The sequence below is a fragment of the Candidatus Defluviilinea gracilis genome, from assembly GCA_016716235.1.
GTDB classification, from domain to species: Bacteria; Chloroflexota; Anaerolineae; order Anaerolineales; family Villigracilaceae; genus Defluviilinea; species Defluviilinea gracilis.
On record JADJWS010000001.1, the window covers coordinates 1,713,117 to 1,731,599 of the forward strand.

15 protein-coding genes are annotated in these 18,483 nt (G+C 57.8%); 14 read left to right on the forward strand and 1 reads right to left on the reverse strand.

All coding sequences use genetic code 11. The features are described 5' to 3' along the window. Nucleotide 1: 1 nt before the first annotated feature. Nucleotides 2-310 (reverse strand): hypothetical protein, encoded by a 309-nt coding sequence (locus IPM31_08040; GenBank protein MBK9006932.1) that lies wholly within the window; start codon nt 308-310, stop codon nt 2-4. Nucleotides 311-859: 549 nt separating this feature from the next. Between IPM31_08040 and IPM31_08045 the strand changes: the two genes are divergently transcribed. From IPM31_08045 to IPM31_08110, 14 genes are all read left to right on the forward strand, one after another. Continuing rightward, nucleotides 860-2,242 (forward strand): TrpB-like pyridoxal phosphate-dependent enzyme, encoded by a 1,383-nt coding sequence (locus IPM31_08045; protein MBK9006933.1) that lies wholly within the window; start codon nt 860-862, stop codon nt 2,240-2,242. Nucleotides 2,243-2,329: 87 nt separating this feature from the next. Beyond that, nucleotides 2,330-3,163, forward strand: coding sequence for a ParB N-terminal domain-containing protein (locus tag IPM31_08050; GenBank protein ID MBK9006934.1), 834 nt, complete (start codon nt 2,330-2,332; stop codon nt 3,161-3,163). Continuing rightward, nucleotides 3,156-5,051, forward strand: coding sequence for an indolepyruvate ferredoxin oxidoreductase subunit alpha (gene iorA / locus IPM31_08055; GenBank protein MBK9006935.1), 1,896 nt, complete (start codon nt 3,156-3,158; stop codon nt 5,049-5,051). Before IPM31_08050 ends, iorA begins: the two co-directional genes overlap by 8 nt. Before the next feature lie 248 nt (nt 5,052-5,299). Next, a complete protein-coding gene (locus tag IPM31_08060; protein ID MBK9006936.1) occupies nt 5,300-5,950 on the forward strand; it encodes a 2-oxoacid:acceptor oxidoreductase family protein in 651 nt (216 codons plus the stop codon). Between the two features lie 48 nt (nt 5,951-5,998). Continuing rightward, on the forward strand, nt 5,999-6,844 hold the full coding sequence (locus IPM31_08065) for a xanthine dehydrogenase family protein subunit M (protein MBK9006937.1): 846 nt from the start codon (nt 5,999-6,001) through the stop codon (nt 6,842-6,844). Further along, nucleotides 6,841-7,308, forward strand: a complete 468-nt coding sequence (locus IPM31_08070) for a (2Fe-2S)-binding protein (GenBank protein ID MBK9006938.1) — start codon at nt 6,841-6,843, stop codon at nt 7,306-7,308. The genes IPM31_08065 and IPM31_08070 overlap by 4 nt, the downstream gene beginning before the upstream one ends. Further along, nucleotides 7,305-9,641 (forward strand): xanthine dehydrogenase family protein molybdopterin-binding subunit, encoded by a 2,337-nt coding sequence (locus tag IPM31_08075; protein ID MBK9006939.1) that lies wholly within the window; start codon nt 7,305-7,307, stop codon nt 9,639-9,641. Before IPM31_08070 ends, IPM31_08075 begins: the two co-directional genes overlap by 4 nt. Nucleotides 9,642-9,753: 112 nt before the next feature. After that, the gene (gene hisC, locus IPM31_08080; protein ID MBK9006940.1) at nt 9,754-10,875 is read left to right on the forward strand and encodes a histidinol-phosphate transaminase; all 1,122 of its coding nucleotides are present in this window, start codon (nt 9,754-9,756) and stop codon (nt 10,873-10,875) included. Next, nucleotides 10,872-11,306: a VOC family protein gene (locus IPM31_08085; protein ID MBK9006941.1), complete on the forward strand. Its 435-nt coding sequence runs from the start codon at nt 10,872-10,874 to the stop codon at nt 11,304-11,306. Before hisC ends, IPM31_08085 begins: the two co-directional genes overlap by 4 nt. A gap of 93 nt (nt 11,307-11,399) precedes the next feature. After that, nucleotides 11,400-12,602 (forward strand): CoA transferase, encoded by a 1,203-nt coding sequence (locus IPM31_08090; protein MBK9006942.1) that lies wholly within the window; start codon nt 11,400-11,402, stop codon nt 12,600-12,602. A 224-nt stretch (nt 12,603-12,826) separates the two neighbouring features. Continuing rightward, complete coding sequence (locus tag IPM31_08095; GenBank protein ID MBK9006943.1) at nt 12,827-13,981, forward strand: acyl-CoA dehydrogenase family protein; 1,155 nt, start codon at nt 12,827-12,829, stop codon at nt 13,979-13,981. A 98-nt stretch (nt 13,982-14,079) separates the two neighbouring features. After that, nucleotides 14,080-14,487 carry a cobalamin B12-binding domain-containing protein gene (locus IPM31_08100; protein ID MBK9006944.1) on the forward strand — a complete coding sequence of 136 codons (408 nt, stop codon included), beginning with the start codon at nt 14,080-14,082 and terminating at the stop codon, nt 14,485-14,487. Nucleotides 14,488-14,592: 105 nt separating this feature from the next. Further along, entirely contained in the window at nt 14,593-16,194 is a 1,602-nt protein-coding gene (locus IPM31_08105) for a methylmalonyl-CoA mutase (GenBank protein ID MBK9006945.1), read from the forward strand. A gap of 108 nt (nt 16,195-16,302) precedes the next feature. Beyond that, entirely contained in the window at nt 16,303-18,381 is a 2,079-nt protein-coding gene (locus IPM31_08110) for a hydantoinase/oxoprolinase family protein (protein ID MBK9006946.1), read from the forward strand. Nucleotides 18,382-18,483: the final 102 nt, after the last annotated feature.

An 18,483-nucleotide genomic window follows, 5' to 3' on the forward strand; every position in this document is an offset into this window, starting at 1 on the left:
ACTACCCCATCCTCCCCGTAATGTACGCCTCCGTCAATTCTTGCTTCGGTTTCGTGAACATGGAATTGGTCTCTGGAAACTCGACCAACTCGCCCAGCCAGAACAGACCTGTGTAATCGGACACGCGCGCGGCTTGTTGCATGTTGTGGGTGACGATGACGATGGTGTAATCTTGTTTGAGTTCGGCGATCAACTCCTCCACGCGCAGGGTGGCGATCGGGTCGAGCGCGGATGTGGACTCGTCCATCAGGATCACTTCGGGTTGCGCGGCAATGACGCGGACGATACGTGGTGGTTGTTGCTGGCACAACGCGAACTCCAACGCGCCAGTTTTGAGAACGCCGCATCCCCAAGTCGTTTTAAGTTGACAAATCCCAATAATCCATTATACTGAATATATATCACTTTATTGACGGCATGATGAAAAAGTGAGATATGTTTTGAAGCGATGAAACCCGGTCGCTTCTGGAGGTTCTGCGTGGAGGCTCGTCTGTTTTGTGCGCGGCAGGATCGAATGTTGAATGGTGAAATTGCCAAACGCTGGGAGATGGCGCAAGGCGCCGGTCTCGCCACAATATCATGTTGGCTCGAAGTAGTGGGAATCTTTTTTGACCGAGTATTAATTTCCAGCAAGTCTATCCAAAATTTGTTTTCACAATCGCTTTGCCTAATCCCCCGCCAAGGGGTTTTTCTTTTCGCGTTGCAAAACGGGCGTTGCCCCGCGCATGGTATGCGCAAGTAGACGTTCAATAGCGACTGCCAATTGACGTATTGAAGATGAATAGGAGAAGCGTTATGGATGAACAATAAATCAGAAATCTTCTTCCAACAATTCAATCAAACAAAGCGAGGAGTAACCATGAGCGACCAATATAAGTACGTACTCACCGAAGCCGATATGCCCAAGGCTTGGTACAACATCAACCCGGATATGCCGGTCGACCCGGCCAAGACCGCCTGGAACGCGGTACTGCATCCCGGCACCAAAGAGCCGGTGACGCCGGACTTTCTGGCGGTTTTATTCCCCATGAAATTCATCATGGAAGCGGTCAGCATGGACCGCTGGATCGATATCCCCGAACCGGTCCGCGAGATATACAAACTGTGGCGTCCGTCGCCTCTGTATCGCGCCCGCCGCCTCGAGAAGGCGCTCGACACGCCCGCCCATATTTACTATAAATATGAAGGGGTGTCGCCCGTCGGTTCGCATAAACCCAACACAGCCATTGCCCAGGCGTTTTACGCGAAAGAAGAAGGCGTCAAGGGATTCACGACCGAGACCGGCGCGGGGCAGTGGGGTTCGGCGATGTCTATGGCGTGCAACTTCTTTGATCTGGAATGCCATGTCTACATGGTGAAGGTTTCCTACAACCAGAAGCCATACCGCCGCATCATTATGGAGAACTTCGGCGCGACGGTCACTCCCAGCCCGTCGAATAAAACCCAATACGGGCAAAAAGTGCTGGCGGAGGATCCCAACAGCCCCGGCTCGCTGGGCATTGCTATTTCGGAGGCGGTGGAAGCGGCGGCGACCTCCGGTGGCAAGTATAAATACTCCCTCGGTTCTGTGCTTGGACCCGTGCTCATGCACCAGACCGTCATTGGGTTGGAAGCCATCAAGCAGTTCGATATGGCTGGCGAATACCCGGATACGGTCATTGCCTGCGTCGGCGGCGGAAGCAACTTCGCCGGGTTCACTTTCCCGTTCATCCACAAGAATCTGACCGAAGGCGCAAAGACGCGCGTCGTGGCTGTCGAACCTGCGGCCTGCCCGACGCTCACCAAAGGCAAATACGCCTTCGATTACGGCGATACCGCGCAGATGGCGCCCATCGTCAAAATGCACACGCTGGGGCACAACTTCGTGCCGGAGGGCATCCACGCCGGCGGATTGCGCTATCACGGCATGGCGCCGCACGTCTCCGCGCTGGTGGACAGCGGTCACATTGATGCGATTGCCATCGACCAGTTAGATACGTTCGAAGGCGCCTCCATATTCTCCAAGGCGGAAGGCATCGTCCCGGCGCCCGAATCGTCTCATGCCATTCGCGCCGCGATCAACGAGGCGTTGAAGTGCAAAGAAGAAGGCAAGAAGAAAGTGATTGCCTTCAACCTCTCCGGGCACGGTATCTTCGACCTGGCGGCGTACGATGAATATATGAAAGGAAACCTCCAACGCTTTGAATACCCCGCTGAAAAGATCGAGGCTTCCATGAAGGAACTGCCGGAGGTCGCGCTCTAACGAGCGGAATCTCTTATTCATTCCTCCAACTGCGTAGTTGGAGGAATGAATATTTCAGAAACACAGACAGTAGATGATTGGCTTGCTATGCGTACCCTTGAACCTTCTGAAATCCGTTTGCGGTTTGTGCCGCTCGAGACATTATTACTGCATGAAGAGGATGATCCCTACCGCGTGCAACGGATCGTTGATTCCATCACGCGGGATGGGCTCCTGCGTAATCCGCCCATTGTGGCGGAATATCAATCGAAATATATTGTTTTAGACGGGGCGACTCGCGTGACGGCGCTGAGGGCTATGGGCTTCCGCGACGCCATGGTCCAGATCGTGGAGTATGACAAAGAAACAGTAGACCTCAGCGTTTGGAACCACATCATCGTTGGTTTGTCTCCGGAGCATTTGCTTGCGGACCTTGCCGATATCGACGAGTTTACGATTGAACCGATCGAGGACGCGACCGCCATTCAGCGATTGAACGCGCGGGATATCGAAGCCTGCATCATCATGCGCAACGGTTCCCAATTCGCCGTGTTGTGCGAGGGCGATGTGTGCGATAAGGCGGATCTGCTTTGTCAGTTGGTCTCGGTATATCGAGGGAAGGCGGAAGTCCATCGCACGGCGGCGATCAACATGCCGCTCCTGATCGGGGAATACCCCAACCTTTCGGCGGTCATTGCGTTTCCCGCGTACGCGCCGTCGGATGTGGTTGAGATCGCCCTCAACGGGAGCAAAATTCCCATGGGGGTGACCCGGCATCTCATCCCGGGGCGAGCGTTGGGGTTGAATATCCCCATTGGGAAGTTTGACGATTCGACCTCCCTTGAAGAAAAAAATGCCTGGCTGGATGAAAGCATCCGCCAGAGATTGAAGGTGAACAAGATCCGGTTGTATCAGGAACCGGTATTTGTGTTCGATGAGTGAATGGATTATGACCTCTCAACTGATCACTGGAAACGAAGCGATCGCTTTGGGGATGGTGGAACAGGGGTGCCGCGTGGTGACCGCCTACCCTGGCACGCCAAGTTCTGAAATTTTGGCGGGGGTCATCAAATATAAAAAACGCCTCCGCCGCGACGTGTACGCGGAGTGGTCGGTCAACGAGAAGGTGGCGTTTGAAGTAGCGCTCGCCGCCAGTTGGACGGGACTGCGCGCCGCCGTCGCCATGAAACAGGTGGGATTGAACGTCGCATCGGACCCGCTGTTTAGCGCGGCATACACGGGCGTGAAGGGCGGGTTCGTCATCATCCCCGCCGACGACCCTGGACCGCATTCCTCCCAGACCGAACAAGATTCAAGATTGCTGGCGCTTACCGCCAAAGTCCCCGTGTTCGACCCGTCCACGCCGGCCGAGGCGCGGGAGATGATCAAGGATGCGTTCGAACTTTCGGAGCGCTTCAAGATCCCCGTCATCGTGCGCCCGACGACGCGCTTGTGTCACGTCGTCAGCCCGAACGACGTGGACGAATCCGCGCCCGATGAAAAAATCCCCTCCGTCAAATTTCAGAAAGACCCGGTCCATTGGACTGCCACCCCCAAACTGCGCTTCAAACTTCATACGGAACTCAACCAGAAACTGAGCGACATCGCCGCTGAGTTTTCCAAATCCACATACAACGAAACGATCAACGCCGACGGCGGCGCGATCGGGATCATCGCCTCGGGCGTCGCGTATCACACCGCCCATCAGGCGTTGAGCGAGTTGGGCGTCCGCGTTCCCATGCTCAAGATCGGGACGCCGTTCCCACTGCCATTATCTTTAATCGAAAATTTCTGCGCGTCGGTCAAAACCGTGATTGTGCTGGAAGAACCCGACGCGTGTATCGAACTGCAAATTGCGGACCGCAGCAACGTGAAGGGACGGCTCGACGGCGCGGTTCCCAACGCGGGCGAGTTGACTCCCGAAGTGATGTTCGCGATTTTGCACAAAGCCTTCACCGAAGCGGGGATGCAAGTCCACGCCGCGCCCGCAGACAGCGAACTGAGCGCGTTCCTCAAAACCCTGCCCATGCCCGTCAGGCGACCGCGCCTCTGCCCGGGCTGTTCGCATCGCTCCGCCTTTTACGCCATGAAGCGGACGTTCGGTCCGCGCGCCATTTACCCTGGCGATATCGGCTGTTACACGCTGGGGACGAATCTCCGCGCGGTGGATACCTTTGTGGATATGGGCGCTTCGATCACGATGGCGAACGGATTCTTCCAAGCCAACCGACTCGCCAACGACGAGCGCGTCATCATGGCGACCATCGGCGACTCGACCTTTTTACATTCGGGCATCCCGCCGCTGATCAACGCCGTCCACACGGGGGCGCGGTTTGTGTTGTTGATCCTCGATAACCACACCACGGCAATGACGGGTTTTCAGCCGACTGCCGCGAACGACTATCTCGCCGACGGCTCCGACGCGCCGCGCAAAGTTTCCATCCCCGATCTGGTTCGCGCCTGCGGGGTCGAATACCTCAAAGTGACCGACCCGTACGAGCAGGAGGATTTCGCCGAAATCCTGAAAGAGGCGCAGGCGCACGCGCAATCTCCGAATGGAGGCGTGGCGGTCGTCATCGCGGACCGCCCGTGCGTGTTGTACGACAAGGAGCCGATTCTGGAAAATCCGCTGCCCGTCGTCATCACCGAAGAATGCGACGGATGCCGCTTCTGCACGGAGGCGTTTGAATGTCCCGCGCTGGTTCTGCGCGCCGACGGCAGCCGCGTGGATATTGATTACACCATCTGCGTGGACTGCGGTCAGTGCATTGACGCCTGCCACAAGGGATTCATCGTCCCGAAGATTGCCGAGATGGCGGGTTCGGTATGAAGCATAAAGAGAGCCAATTGCAATCATGATGAAGGGTTGTGTTTCGTTCCACTATAGACCACGGAGACGCTGAGTCACGGAGTCTTTAATAAATTTTTCTCGGTGTCTCCGTGTCTCGGTGGTTTGGTATGTGCAGTTAAGGTTAATGGCTTGATTTTCAGAAGAAAACAATATCCGACTTTCTTTCATAAAAGAGGCAGAGCTGTGCAAAGCCCCCTGTGGGTTAGCCCGCCGAAACATTGATTAACATGAACTCAACCAACGAACGCAAGGTCATCATCACGGGCATCGGCGGGCAGGGGATCGTCTTTCTCACGCGCCTGCTTTCGCAAACCGCGCTCGAACTTGGGCAGGGCGTGGTCGTCTCTGAAACGCATGGGATGAGTCAACGCGGCGGCTCGGTCATCTCGCATCTCAAGATCAACGGAAGCGACGCGCCGCTCATCCAGCGCGGCTCGGCGGATGTGATGATCGCCCTGGATGCGGGCGAAGCCACGCAAAACCTCGACTTCATGCGCCGCGGCGGGGCGGTCTTCGTCAACAGCGCCGAAGGGTTGCACGCGAGTCTCGCGCCGCATCTCGAACGGTTGGACATCCGCGTTTTGAATTATCCCGCCACCGCAGTCGCCGTCGAGTTGGGTTCGCCCGCCGCCGCAAATATCGTGATGGCGGGGTTCGTCGCGGCGTTTTCTGTTTTGGGTCTTCCCTACGAAGACATGATTCAAACGCTCAAACAAATTTCCAAAAAGGGAAGCGAGAACAATTTGCGGGCGATCCACGCGGGCTTCGAGGCGGGGAAGAAAATGAACGAGGAAGAAATGAAACACAAAGGACACGAAGTACACAAAGGGGAGGAAGAAAATCAAGTTGTGAGGGTTTTCCCTTCACAACCTTCGTGACCTTTGTGACCTTCGTGGTTAAAAGGTTTTCAGAACCACACTCATATCATGAACACATTCGACCACTTCACCCCCGCCACACTATCCGAAGCGCTTTCGATTCTGTCCGAGCGCAATGGGAACGCCGCCGTTATCGCGGGCGGCACCGACCTGCTTCTCAGGATGAAAAATCATATCCTCAAGCCCGCCGCCGTGCTCAACGTCAAGCGCATCCCCGAACTGCGCGCGCTGTCGTTCGATTCCAATGAAGGACTGCGCCTCGGCGCTCTCACCACGCTGAGGGATTTAACCCGCTCGCCGCTCATCCGCGACTTTTATCCTGTTCTCGCCATCGCGGCGGGACTCATGGCGTCGGAGCAGATTCGCAGTCTTGCGACGCTGGGCGGCAACTTGTGCAACGCCTCGCCATCCGCAGACCTCGCCCCGCCTCTCATCGCGCTGGATGCGGTTGCCTGTCTCGTCAGCCTTTCCTCCGAGCGACAGATTCCGCTCGCCGAATTTTTTACGGGTCCTGGCAGGTCCGTTTTGCAAAAGGGCGAGTTATTAAAAGAGATCATCGTCCCGCCGCCGCAGGGGCAGACGGCGTATCTCAAACATTCGCCGCGCGCCTTCATGGACATTGCCATCGTCGGCGCGGCTGTGCGGATTCAACAACAGGGCGGCAAATGCCGTCAGGCGCGGATCGTGTTGGGGGCGGTCGCGCCAACTCCACTTCGGGTGAGAAGCGGGGAAGAGTCGCTGGAGGGAAAAACGCTGACAGGCGAGATCATCCGCCAAGCCGCGACAATATCCGCCGAGTCGTGTTCCCCCATCAGCGACGTGAGAAGCGCGGCGTGGTATCGCAAACGCATGGTGGAAGTTTTGGTCCGCAGAGGCATCGAGGCAACGTTATGAAATTGCTGATCACACTTACGGTGAATGGCGACGCGCATGAAGTGTATGTTGACGCGCGCCGAAGTTTACTGGACGTTCTGCGGAACGAACTCGGCTTGATGGGCGCGCACCGCGGATGCGACTCGGGCGATTGCGGCGCGTGCACGGTCATCGCAGACGGCGCGCCTGCGACTGCGTGCATGATGCTGGCGGCAGATTGGAACGGCGCGGAGATTCTCACTGTCGAGGGACTCGCAACAGAGGGGCAGTTGCATCCCATTCAACGCGCGCTGGTCGAGAAGGGCGGCATTCAATGCGGCTTTTGCACGCCAGGTTTTGTGATGAACATCAAAGCGCTGTTGGATGAAAACCCCAAGCCAACCGAAGCCGAAGCGCGGGCGTGGCTGGCGGGCAATCTCTGCCGATGCACGGGGTACGCGAAAATCATCGAAGCGGTGATGAGCGTTGCGGAGGGAAGAGCATGACGGACGCGCCGCTCATCGGTCAACGCATTCCCAAACTGGACGCGCCCAGCAAGGCGGCGGGCAAGACCACCTATGGTCACGATGTGCGCCTGCCAGGCATGTTGCATGGGCGCATTTTATATTCGCGGTATCCGCACGCCAAGATCGTTCGCATGGACACCTCCCGCGCCGAGAAATTGCGCGGCGTCAAATGCGTGTTGACGTTCAAAGATAATCCGCCGCATTTGTTCGGTTACGGCAAGGATAACAAGCCGTTCAAGGATATTGCGCGAAGTCTGCGCGACGAGATCGCGGGTGTGGTCGCAACCGACGCCGACATCGCCGAAGAAGCGCTGTCGCTCATCGAAGTGGATTACGAACTTCTGCCGAATGTCTTTTCGCCGCGCGAAGCGCTGATGGAATCCGCGCCGTTGATTCACCCCGAACACAAGTCGAATTTGTTCCAGCGCTACAACTACTCGCACGGCGATCTGGCGCGGGGCGAGAGCGAGTCGGCGGTTGTGGTGGAGGAGAAATTTTTGCTTCCGTATGTCTCGCATGTGTGCATGGAGACCAGCGTGGTCGTGGCGCAGTTCGATCATCGGGAGCATTTGACTCTTTGGAGCACGACGCAAATCCCGTTTTTGTTACAGCGCGATCTATCCGAAGCGTTGAACATTCCTGGGAGCGCGGTCCGCATCATTCAAACCGCCGTCGGCGGCGCGTTCGGGCGCGGGTTGGACATCTATCCCTACGAACCCATCGCGGCGTTGATGTCGCGCAAGACGGGTCAGCCTGTGCGCGTGGCGTTCTCGCGCGAGGAGGAATTTTTGGCGGGTCCTGCCCGCCAGCCAGCGGAAGTGACCGCGCGGGCGGGCGCAAAAGCGGATGGGACGCTCACCTTCAGGGATGTGTCGTGTATGTTGGATGTGGGCGCGTACATCTCGTGGGGAACGGTCACGCCGCTGGTGATGATGGAGACCACCGCTTCGTTATATCAAGTTCCTCACGCGCGCTTCACAGCGGACTGCGTGTACACCAACAACCTCATCACGGGCGCGATGCGCGGATACGGCAACCCGCAATCCACGTTCGTCATCGAAACGCTGATGGATCGTCTCGCCGAAGCGTTGAACATGGACCCTGTGGACTTCCGTATCCTGAACGCGAACGTGCCCAACTCCACCACGCCGCAGGGATTGGTGATCACCTCCTGCGGGTTGAAGGAATGTCTCGAAGCGGTCGCCGCGAGCGCGGACCAAAGCGTCGCGCAGAAAGCGCCGACAACTTCAGCGAAGCAACCTTCGGCATTTGAACTCGGCAACAATGGAAACCTGCCGCCGCACATCAAACGGGGAATCGGATTCGCCTCCACGCTGAACGTCGGCGGCGGGGCGCGCATCTATCGCAGTGACGGCTGTGGGGCGACGGTCAAAGTGGACGACTTCGGTCACGTCACGCTGGTGACTGGCTCGACGGAAATCGGTCAGGGGTCGGAGACGGTGCTGGCACAGATCGTGGCGCAGACGCTGGGCGCGCAGATCGAAAACGTGACGGTGTTGAACAGCGATACCGACATCAAACCCTGGGATGTGGGAGTCCACGCCAGCAGGACGACGTTCATCGCGGGCAATGCCGCGTACCTCGCCGCGGTGGATGCGCGGAATCAAATCTTCGAGACGGCTTCGCAATTGCTCGGCGTCGGCGTGGATCAACTGTCCGCGAGCGCGGGGCAGGTCTCCGTCAAGAATGAAGCGGGGAAGTCCATCTCATTGGAACAGGTTGCCCGTCGTCGTCATTTCAAGGAGGGCGGCAAGGTTATCCTCGGCGAAGGCTGGTACGACCCGCCGACTCAACTGGTGGATAAGGATACGTATAAAGGAAATATTTCGGCGGCGTACGGCTTCGGCGCGCAAATGGCGGAAGTGGAAGTGGATACCGAAACGGGCAAGGTGCGCGTGTTGCGGCTGGCGTGCGCGAACGACGTCGGTCATGCGATCAACCCGATGGCGGTGGAGGGGCAGATCGAAGGCGGGGCGCAGATGGGGTTGGGCTATGCGTTGACCGAGGAGTTGATCGTGAAAGATGGAAAAGTGATGAACCCCGACCTGCTCGATTACCGCCTGTTCACCTCCGCCGATATGCCGATCATCGAAACGCACATCATCGAGACCGACGACCCTGGCGGCCCGTTCGGCGCGAAGGGCGTGGGTGAGATGGGCGGCACGCCGACCGCCGCCGCGATTGCGAACGCGATCTACGACGCGGTGGGCGCGCGCATGATCCAACTGCCGATGACTCCCGAGCGCGTGCTGGCGGCGTTGGATGTGAAAGAAAAGGGAGCGGTTCTTTAGGGGACGCAGAAAAACGCAGAGAACGCAGATTCTTCTTTTTTGAATCCGCGTTCATTGGCGTTTATCCGCGTCCAATTTTGAAGGTATAACGCGCGAGAGCCAAGGAGAAAGAATGACGAAACCCCGCTTCAACCCCGACCTGTTGACTGTCCCGCTGTATGTGGCGGGCAGGAGCATTCAAGAGATTCACGAAAAGTATGGGCTTGAGAAGATCGTCAAACTGGCTTCGAATGAAAGCCCAGTGGGTTCGTCGCCGCTTGCGATTCAAGCCGCGCTGGAGATGATGGCGGAGGCGCATCGCTACCCTGGCGTGGGAGATGTGACCCTGCGCCGAAAACTGGCGGAACGGTTCGGGCGCGGTTTCACCGAAGATAATTTTCTGATCGGCAACGGCGCGACGGATTTGTTGCGAATGATCACGCAGGCGTTCACTTTCGACGGCGGCAACAACGTCATGGCGGACGTGACGTTTCCGATGTATCACATCTTCACCACCACCTTCGGCGGCGAGTGTCGCATCATCCCGTTGACCGCGCATCACCGCTTCGACCTCGACGCGATCCTCGCCGCGATTGACGACGATACGCGCATCGTTTTTCTCTGCTCGCCGAACAACCCGACGGGCATGATCATCCTGCAAAAGGAATTCGAGCGTTTCATGAGCAAGGTCCCCGAGCATGTGGTGGTGGTGATGGACGAGTCGTACCACGAATACATGACCGATCCCGCGCACGCGAAAAGCCTGGAGTACATCGAGCAGGGACGCAACGTCATCGTCCTGCGGAGTTTTTCCAAGTCTTCGGGGCTGGCGAATCTGCGGGTGGGATATATGATCGCCTCCGCCGAGTTGACCGAGTACACGCGCCACGCGCTCCTGCCGTTCAACACCAGCGACATTGCCCTGTGCGCCGCCGCCGCCAGCATGGACGACGACGAGTACAACGAACTTCAGCGCAAGACGGTCTTGAACGGGCGCGATTATTTTGAATCGTCGTTCGCCGATTTGGATTTGCAAGCCATTCCGAGTCAGGCGAACTTTGTCGCGATCATCGCTCCGCCGCTGGGGGCGGCTCGCCTGACGGAATTGCTTTTGCAACGCGGATTCATCGTCCGCGAGTTGACCACGTTCGGGATGAAGAACGCCATCCGCGTCAGCGTGGGGACGATGGAAGAAAATACGGACTTTATCAAAACTCTCAAACACGTGCTGGAAACGGAAGGAGTCGCCGCGTGACGTACATCAAACGCATTGAACGGGTCGCATTGGCTGTGCCAAATCTGGATGAGGCGAAGAAATTCTTCGAGCAATGGTTCGACGCAAAATTCCACGACGAGGAAAACATCGCAGACATGGGCATCCGCTATCGCCCGTTTGAAGTGGGCGAAAGCCTGATGGAACTGCTCGAGCCGACGCGCGAAGACAGCCCTGTGGCGAAGTTCCTCAAACACAACGGCGGACCTGGCGTGCATCACATCACGTATGAGGTGGACGATCTCGACGAAGCCATCGCCGAGTTGGAACGGCGCGGCGGGCGCATCGCCTATCGTCACACCTACGGCGAAGGCGTGACGTTTGAAGGCAAGGTCTGGCGCGAAGCGTTCGTGCATCCGAAAGATTCGTTCGGCGTGTTGATCCATCTGGCGGAGAAGAAGGCTGTGGCGTAGGAAATGCGCCCTCATCCCCAGCCCTTCCCCCGCGGGGGGAAGGGAGTCCCCTCTCCCTGCGGGAGAGGGTTAGGGTGAGGGAGAATCAATGATATGAATCCCCTCGACTCTCTCACTGTCCTCTCTCTCGAACAGGCGACGACGCTTCCTTATATGACCTTGAAACTGGTCATGGATGGGATGCGGGTCATCCGCCTTGAGTCGCCTCCGCGCGGCGACCCGAACCGTTGGGTGGGTCCGCAGGTGTTGAGCGACTCGAACGCCGAGACAGGCTTCGAGTCGGGGATGAACGCCTACTTCCTGCCGAACAATTTAGGGAAGGAATCCATCACCCTGAACCTGCTCGACGAAACGGGGCGGCGCATCCTGCATCGCCTGATCCGCGAAACGCCGATTGACATCTTCGCCACGAATCAACGCCCCGATTCGTATAAAAAGCTCGGCATTGATTACGAAACGCTGAGCGCGATCAAACCCGATTTGATCTGGGTGGGCATCACGGGTTTTGGACCGACGAGCAACGAAGCGGCGTACGATCCCATCTTGCAGGCGCGCGCGGGTTTCATGGAGTTGACGGGCGACGCGCATGGCGACCCGATGGTCTTCGGCTTGCCGATGGTGGATTTGGGCGCGGGCGAACATGCCTACGGCGCGGTGATGAAGGCGTTATATCGGCGGGCGGTCACGGGTGAAGGGACGCGGCTCGATATTTCCATGTTTCAATCCGCCGTTTCGTGGATGGTCTCGCCCGTCCTGCTTTCGCATAGTTTCGATGTGAAGGCGGCGCGGCGCGGCAACACGCATCAATTCTTCGCGCCTGTGTCGGTCTACCCCACCTCGGACGGATTCGTGTATCTCGCCGTCGGCACCGACCGTCAATGGGAGGCGTTGACGGGGCAGGCGGGATTCGAATCGCTGGCGAATGAAAAATACAAACACAACGCGGGGCGCATCGCGGAGGTGGATGAACTCAACGAGCAATTGAGCGCGATCTTCAAAAAGCATTCCACGGCTGAGATCATCGAAATGTGCAACAAGATCGGCGTGCCCGTCTCGCGTGTGAACAGCATCCCGCTAGTCTGCGCCGACCCGTTGATCGCGAGTCAACTGGTGAAGGCGCGCGATGCGCGTTCGGGAATCGAGATCGCCATTTCGCCGCCAGCGGTCATCTCCGCGCACTTACGCGCGCGCGGCTTGACTCTAGGATTCCCTCCGCGTTTGGGAGAGCATAATGAAAACGTATTCGGCGCGTTGAGTTGCGACGTGAATGAGTTGAAGGAGAAAGGCGTTGTTTGATGGCATGGCAATTTATTGGGACGCAGAAAAACGCTGATTTCGCTGATTCAAAAAAGAAAATCTGCGTTCTCTGCGCGCTTCGCGTCAGCGTCCTGATTTTGTTGTGACAATCTAGAAAACCATCCTCGAATAAAACCACGAATAAACGAATTGGCGCAACACATTCGAGTATTCGTGAAAAAATTCGTGGACGGCTCTTCACTGCAAGTACAACAGGCTAACCAATGGATCTATTGCTGACCGAAGAACAAAAACAATTCCGCGCCTCCGTCCGCAGTTTTGTGGATAAGGAAGTGATTCCCTCCGCGCAAGAGATGGACGAGCGGGGCGAATTTCCGCGCGCGCTGTTTCAACGCTGCGCCGCCAACGGCTACTTCGCCCTGCGCTATCCCGAATCCGTCGGCGGCATGGGCGCGGACTTCCTCACCTACTGCCTGATGATGGAAGAGATCGCGCGCGGCTCGCTCTCGCTGGGGGCGGCGGTCGCCATGCAAACGCTGATGGGCACCGACTTGGTCCATCGCTTTGGCACAGACGAACATCGTCAACGCCTGCTTATGCCCGCATTGCGCGGAGAAAAGATCGGCACGATCGCGATGACCGAACCCGACTTCGGCTCCGACCTCGGCGGCATCACCACCCGCGCGATTCAAAAGGAGGGCGGCTGGGAGATTCACGGCAGGAAGATGTGGATCACCTCCGCGACGGTGGCGGACTTCTTCACCGTCGCCGCAAAAACGGATCCCGAGGCTGGCTTCAAAGGCATTGACTTTTTCCTCGTCGAGAAGGAACGCGCGGGAGTGCGCGTGGGGCGCAAGATCGAGAAGATGGGCGTGCGCGCCTCGGAAACCTCCGAGTTGATTCTGGAGCATGTCCACGTCCCTGCGGAGAACATGCTCGGCAAACAAGGCGCGGGGTTCAAGAATCTCGGCGACATCCTGTGCCAGATCCGCGTGATGACGGGCGCGTTGGCGCTCGGTTTGGGCGAGGCGGCGTTGAAATCGTCCATCACATATTCCAATGAGCGCGTCCAGTCGGGGCAGACGATTGCAAACTATCAAGCCGTCTCGCACAAGATCGCCGAGATGGGGACTCGTCTCGAAGCGGCGCGCGCGCTGGTCTATCAGGCGGCGAAGGATATTGACGCGGGCAATAAAGACGTCAAACTCGCTTCGATGACGAAACTATTCGCCACCGAAACCGCCAACTTCATCGCCGACGAATGCACGCGCATCTACGGCAGTTACGGCTTCGCGATGGAATACGACGCGCAACGCTATTACCGCGACGCGCGATTTTTACTATACGGCGGCGGCACATCCGAAGTGCTGAGGAACGTCATCTCCAAAGCCATGGGCGCGCCCGAGTCGCGGAAATAATTTATCCGCAGATGACACAGATTGCGCAGATTCAAAAAAAGAAAAATCGGCGAAGATCAGCGTAATCTGCGGATGAAGAAAACAGAAGGAATTGACTTATGACACAAAAACCTATCCGAGTGTTGATCGCCAAACCAGGGCTGGACGGTCACGACCGCGGCGCGAGACTGGTCACACTCGCCTTGCGCGACGCGGGCTTTGAGGTGATCTACCCAGGCTTGCATCAGACCGTCCCCAAAATCGTCGAAAGCGCGTTGCAAGAGGACGTGGACGTGATCGGTCTCTCCGTTCTTTCTGGGGCGCATCTGCCCATCGCCGAAAAATTGATGAACGAACTCCGCAAAGCGGGCATGGACGACAAACTCGTCATCGTCGGCGGCAACATCCCCGAACAGGACATCCCCGCGCTGACCTCCTTCGGCGTGGCGGGCGTCTTCCCCACAGGCAGTCCCTTCGAAGAGATCGCCGCGTTCATACGAAACAGCATCGCGGATAAAGTGTCTTAAACACGAAGTACACGAAGGTCACGAAGGAATAAACCCAAACGTCTTCCACCCTTTGTGTACTTGGTGTCCTTTGTGTTTGAAAAAATTTTGCCCATAGGAGTTCCAATGGCAGACAAAATTCGAGATGTGATTCTGGAATCGGGCATCCCCGTCAAACCCGTGTACGGACCCGAAGACTTGAAAGAGATCGACGCCGCGAGCGACATCGGCAAGCCAGGCGAATTCCCGTTCACGCGCGGGATTCATCCCTTCATGTACCGCCAGCGACCGTTCACCATGCGTCAATACGCGGGGTTCGGAATGCCGCATGAGACCAACCAACGCTTCAAGTTCCTGATCGAAAACGGACAGAACGCCCTCAACGTTGCCTTCGACCTGCCCACCCAAATGGGACTCGATTCCAGCGACCCGCTGGCGGATGGCGAAGTGGGGCGCGTGGGCATGGCGGTGGATACGCTCGCGGACATGGAAGTCGCTTTTGCGGGCATCCCCATTGACCAGATCAGCGTCTCGCTCACCATCAACGCGGTGGCGGCTCCCATCATGGCGATGTATTTTGTCGCCGCCGAAAAGCAGGGCGTGCCGTTGAATCAAGTGCGCGGCACGGCGCAGAACGACATCCTCAAGGAATACATCGGGCGCGGCGCGTGGATCTTCCCCGTCGAGCCAGCCGTCCGTTTGATCGGCGACACGATCGAATTTTGCGCGCGCAACGCGCCGAAATATTATCCCGTCTCGGTCTGCGGATACCACATCCGCGAATCGGGCGCGAACCCCATGCAGGAGATCGCCTATGCCTATTCCATCGCGCGCGAATATATCCGCCGCGGGCTGGGGCGCGGCTTGAGCGTGGACGACTTCGCGGGGCAGATCTCGTTCAACTTCGATATCTACGGCAACTTCTTCGAGCAGATTTCAAAGTTCCGCGCGGCGCGGCGGTTATGGGCGCGCATCATCAAAGACGAGTTCGGCGCGAAAAATCCCAACACAATGATGATGAAGATGATCGCGGGCGGCGGGGGCGGCGGTCTCACCATCGAACAACCCGAGAACAACATCGTGCGCGGCGCGTACTACGCGCTCATCTCCGCCCTCTCTGGCACGCAGACCATGGCGCTGTGCAGTTACGACGAAGCCTACACCATCCCAACCGAAAAGGCGGCGTTGATCTCGCTTCGCACCATGCAAATCCTGATCGAAGAGATGGGCATCGGCGACACCGTGGACCCGCTCGGCGGTTCATACTACGTCGAAAGTTTGACCAGCGAATTCGAGCGCCGCATGGCGGACGAGATCAAGCGTGTGGACGAACAGTGGGGCGGAATCGTGGAGGCGGTCAGCGCGGGCATCTTGCAGGGCGAGGTGGCGCGTCAAGCCTATCAGTTTGAAAAAGGCGTCCAGGATGGGTCAATTCCAAAAGTCGGAGTGAACCGCTTTCGCATGGAAGAGGAAAAGCGCGACGTGGCTCTGCATCCGTATGACTCGAAACAGGCGGAGGAGTCGATTCGCCGCACAGCGGAAGTGATCGCGGCTCGCGACGCAGGGACGGTTGATTCGGCGCTTCAAAAAGTCCGCGCCGCCGCGAGAGACGGGCAGAACACCATGCCCGCGTTGATCGAAGCCGTGCGCGCATACGCGACCATTGGCGAGATCACGAAGACGCTGAAAGAAGTCTTCGGCGAATATGCGGAACAGGTGCGGTTGTAATTGGAAAAAGATTCAAACACAAAGGACACGAAGTACACAAAGGTTTTAAAGGGTTTCCTTCGTGACCTTTGTGTCCTTCGTGTTTAATTTTTTGAGTTAGGAGAATCTATGCGGCTTGGTTGCGACATCGGCGGGACGTTCACCGACTTTGTGCTGCTCGACGATGAAACGGGCGAGATCAAAGTGTATAAATGCCTCACCACCCCAGGCGACCCGTCTGACGCGGTGGAGGAGGGCGTGCGGGCGTTGACGAGCCGCGTTCCGAATCTTCCGCAAAAGATGAAGGAAGTGATTCACGGAACCACGCTGGTCATCAACGCCATCATCGAACGCAAAGGCGCGCGCACGGGGCTGATCACCACCGAAGGATTCCGCGACGTGCTGGAACTTGGGCGCGAGACCCGTTACGCGCCATACGATGTCTTCGCCGAATTTCCAAAGCCGCTTGTGCCGCGCCCGTTGCGGATGGAAGTCCGCGAGCGATTACGCGCCGATGGAAGCGTGTTGAAAGCGCTGGATACAAAACAGGCGGAGGAGGTCGTCCACGCATTGAAGGATGAGGGCGTCAAGTCCATTGCCATCTGTCTACTGCACTCGTTCGAAAACCCTGCGCACGAACTGGCGGTCAAGGAAATCGTCGCAAAAGAATTTCCAGAAGTGTCCATCTCCACGTCGTACGAAGTCCTGCCGCAGATCCGCGAATACGAGCGCGCCAGCACCACCGTCGCCAACGCCTACGTCAAACCGCTGACCGAAACCTACCTGCGAAAACTTTCCAAGAGGTTGAGTTCGCTCGGCTTCAGCGGGCGATTGTTCATCATGCTCTCCAGCGGCGGCATCACCTCCGTCGAAACGGCGGCGGAGTTTCCCGTGCGCATCATCGAGTCGGGACCGACGGCGGCGGTGATCGCGGGCGAATATTTCAGCCGCCTCTTCAACCTGCCCGAAATGTTCTGCTTCGACATGGGCGGCACGACCGCGAAGTCGTGTCTCATCCAGGGCGGAGTCGCGGGCGTCGTCCCAACGTTCGAGGTGGGCAGAGTCCAACGGTTCATGAAAGGAAGCGGGCTGACGATTCAAGTCCCAGTGGTGGATTTGATGGAAATCGGCGCGGGCGGCGGGAGCATCGCGCATCTCTCGCGTCTCGGCACGCTTCAAGTCGGACCTGAAAGCGCGGGCGCGGAACCAGGTCCCATCTGCTATGGGCGCGGGGGCAAACGTCCCACCGTCACCGATGTGGACCTTCTGCTCGGCTACCTCGACGCGGAATATTTTCTCGGCGGTGAAATGAAACTGGATGTGGAGGCGGCGCGGCGCGGCGTGGAGGAACAGATCGCCCAGCCGCTCGGCGTTTCGTACATTCAAGCGGTGTGGGGCATTCACGACCTGATCAACGAAACGATGGCGGCGGCGGCGAAGACACATATCGCCGAACGCGGCGGGAATCCCAAAGTGGTCACGCTGGCGGCGTTCGGCGGCGCGGGACCCGTCCATGCCTATGGGCTGGCATACAAACTCGGCGCGCCGCGCGTGATCGTCCCGCCCAACGCGGGAGTCGGCTCCGCCATGGGATTCTTCACCGCTCCCCGCGCCTTCGATCTGGTCCGCAGTCACAAAGCGCCGCTCGCAAGCCTTGACGTGGAAGAGATCGAAAAACTTTTTCACGCCATGGAAGCGGAAGGCGAACGCGCCCTACGCACGGCGGGCGCGACGGATGAAATTTCCTTCACCCGCTCGGTGGACGCGCGCTTCATCGGTCAAGGCTCGGAGACGAACCTGCTTCTGCCGCCCAAGCCTTTCACGCAACTTCAGCCAGACGAACTGCGGAGTCTCTTCGATAAAAATTACGAACGTCTTTACGGACGCACCTACCCAGAGATTCCCATCGAGTTCGTCAACTTCCGCGCGCGGGCGAGTTTGCCTGTCCAGCCGTTGAAACTTCAAGAGTTGGACAAAACAAAAGGCGATGTGAAAAACGCGATCAAGGGCGAACGGCTGGCGTTCTCTGGTCAGGCAAAAGACTTCATCCCCTTCAAAGTCTACGACCGCTACAAGTTATTCCCTGGCGTGTCCTTCGCGGGACCCGCCATCATCGAAGAACGCGAATCCACCATCATCGTCGGCGAAAGCGCGACCGTTTCGGTGGATGGCTTCGGCTTCTTGTGGATGGAGATGCGGAGGGAGTGATACAAAATTTTCTAACACAAAGTACACAAAGGTCACAAAGGGTTAAGACTTGCTCAACTAGACACCTTCTTGTAGACCGTCGCGCATGAGAGCCTAAACCAA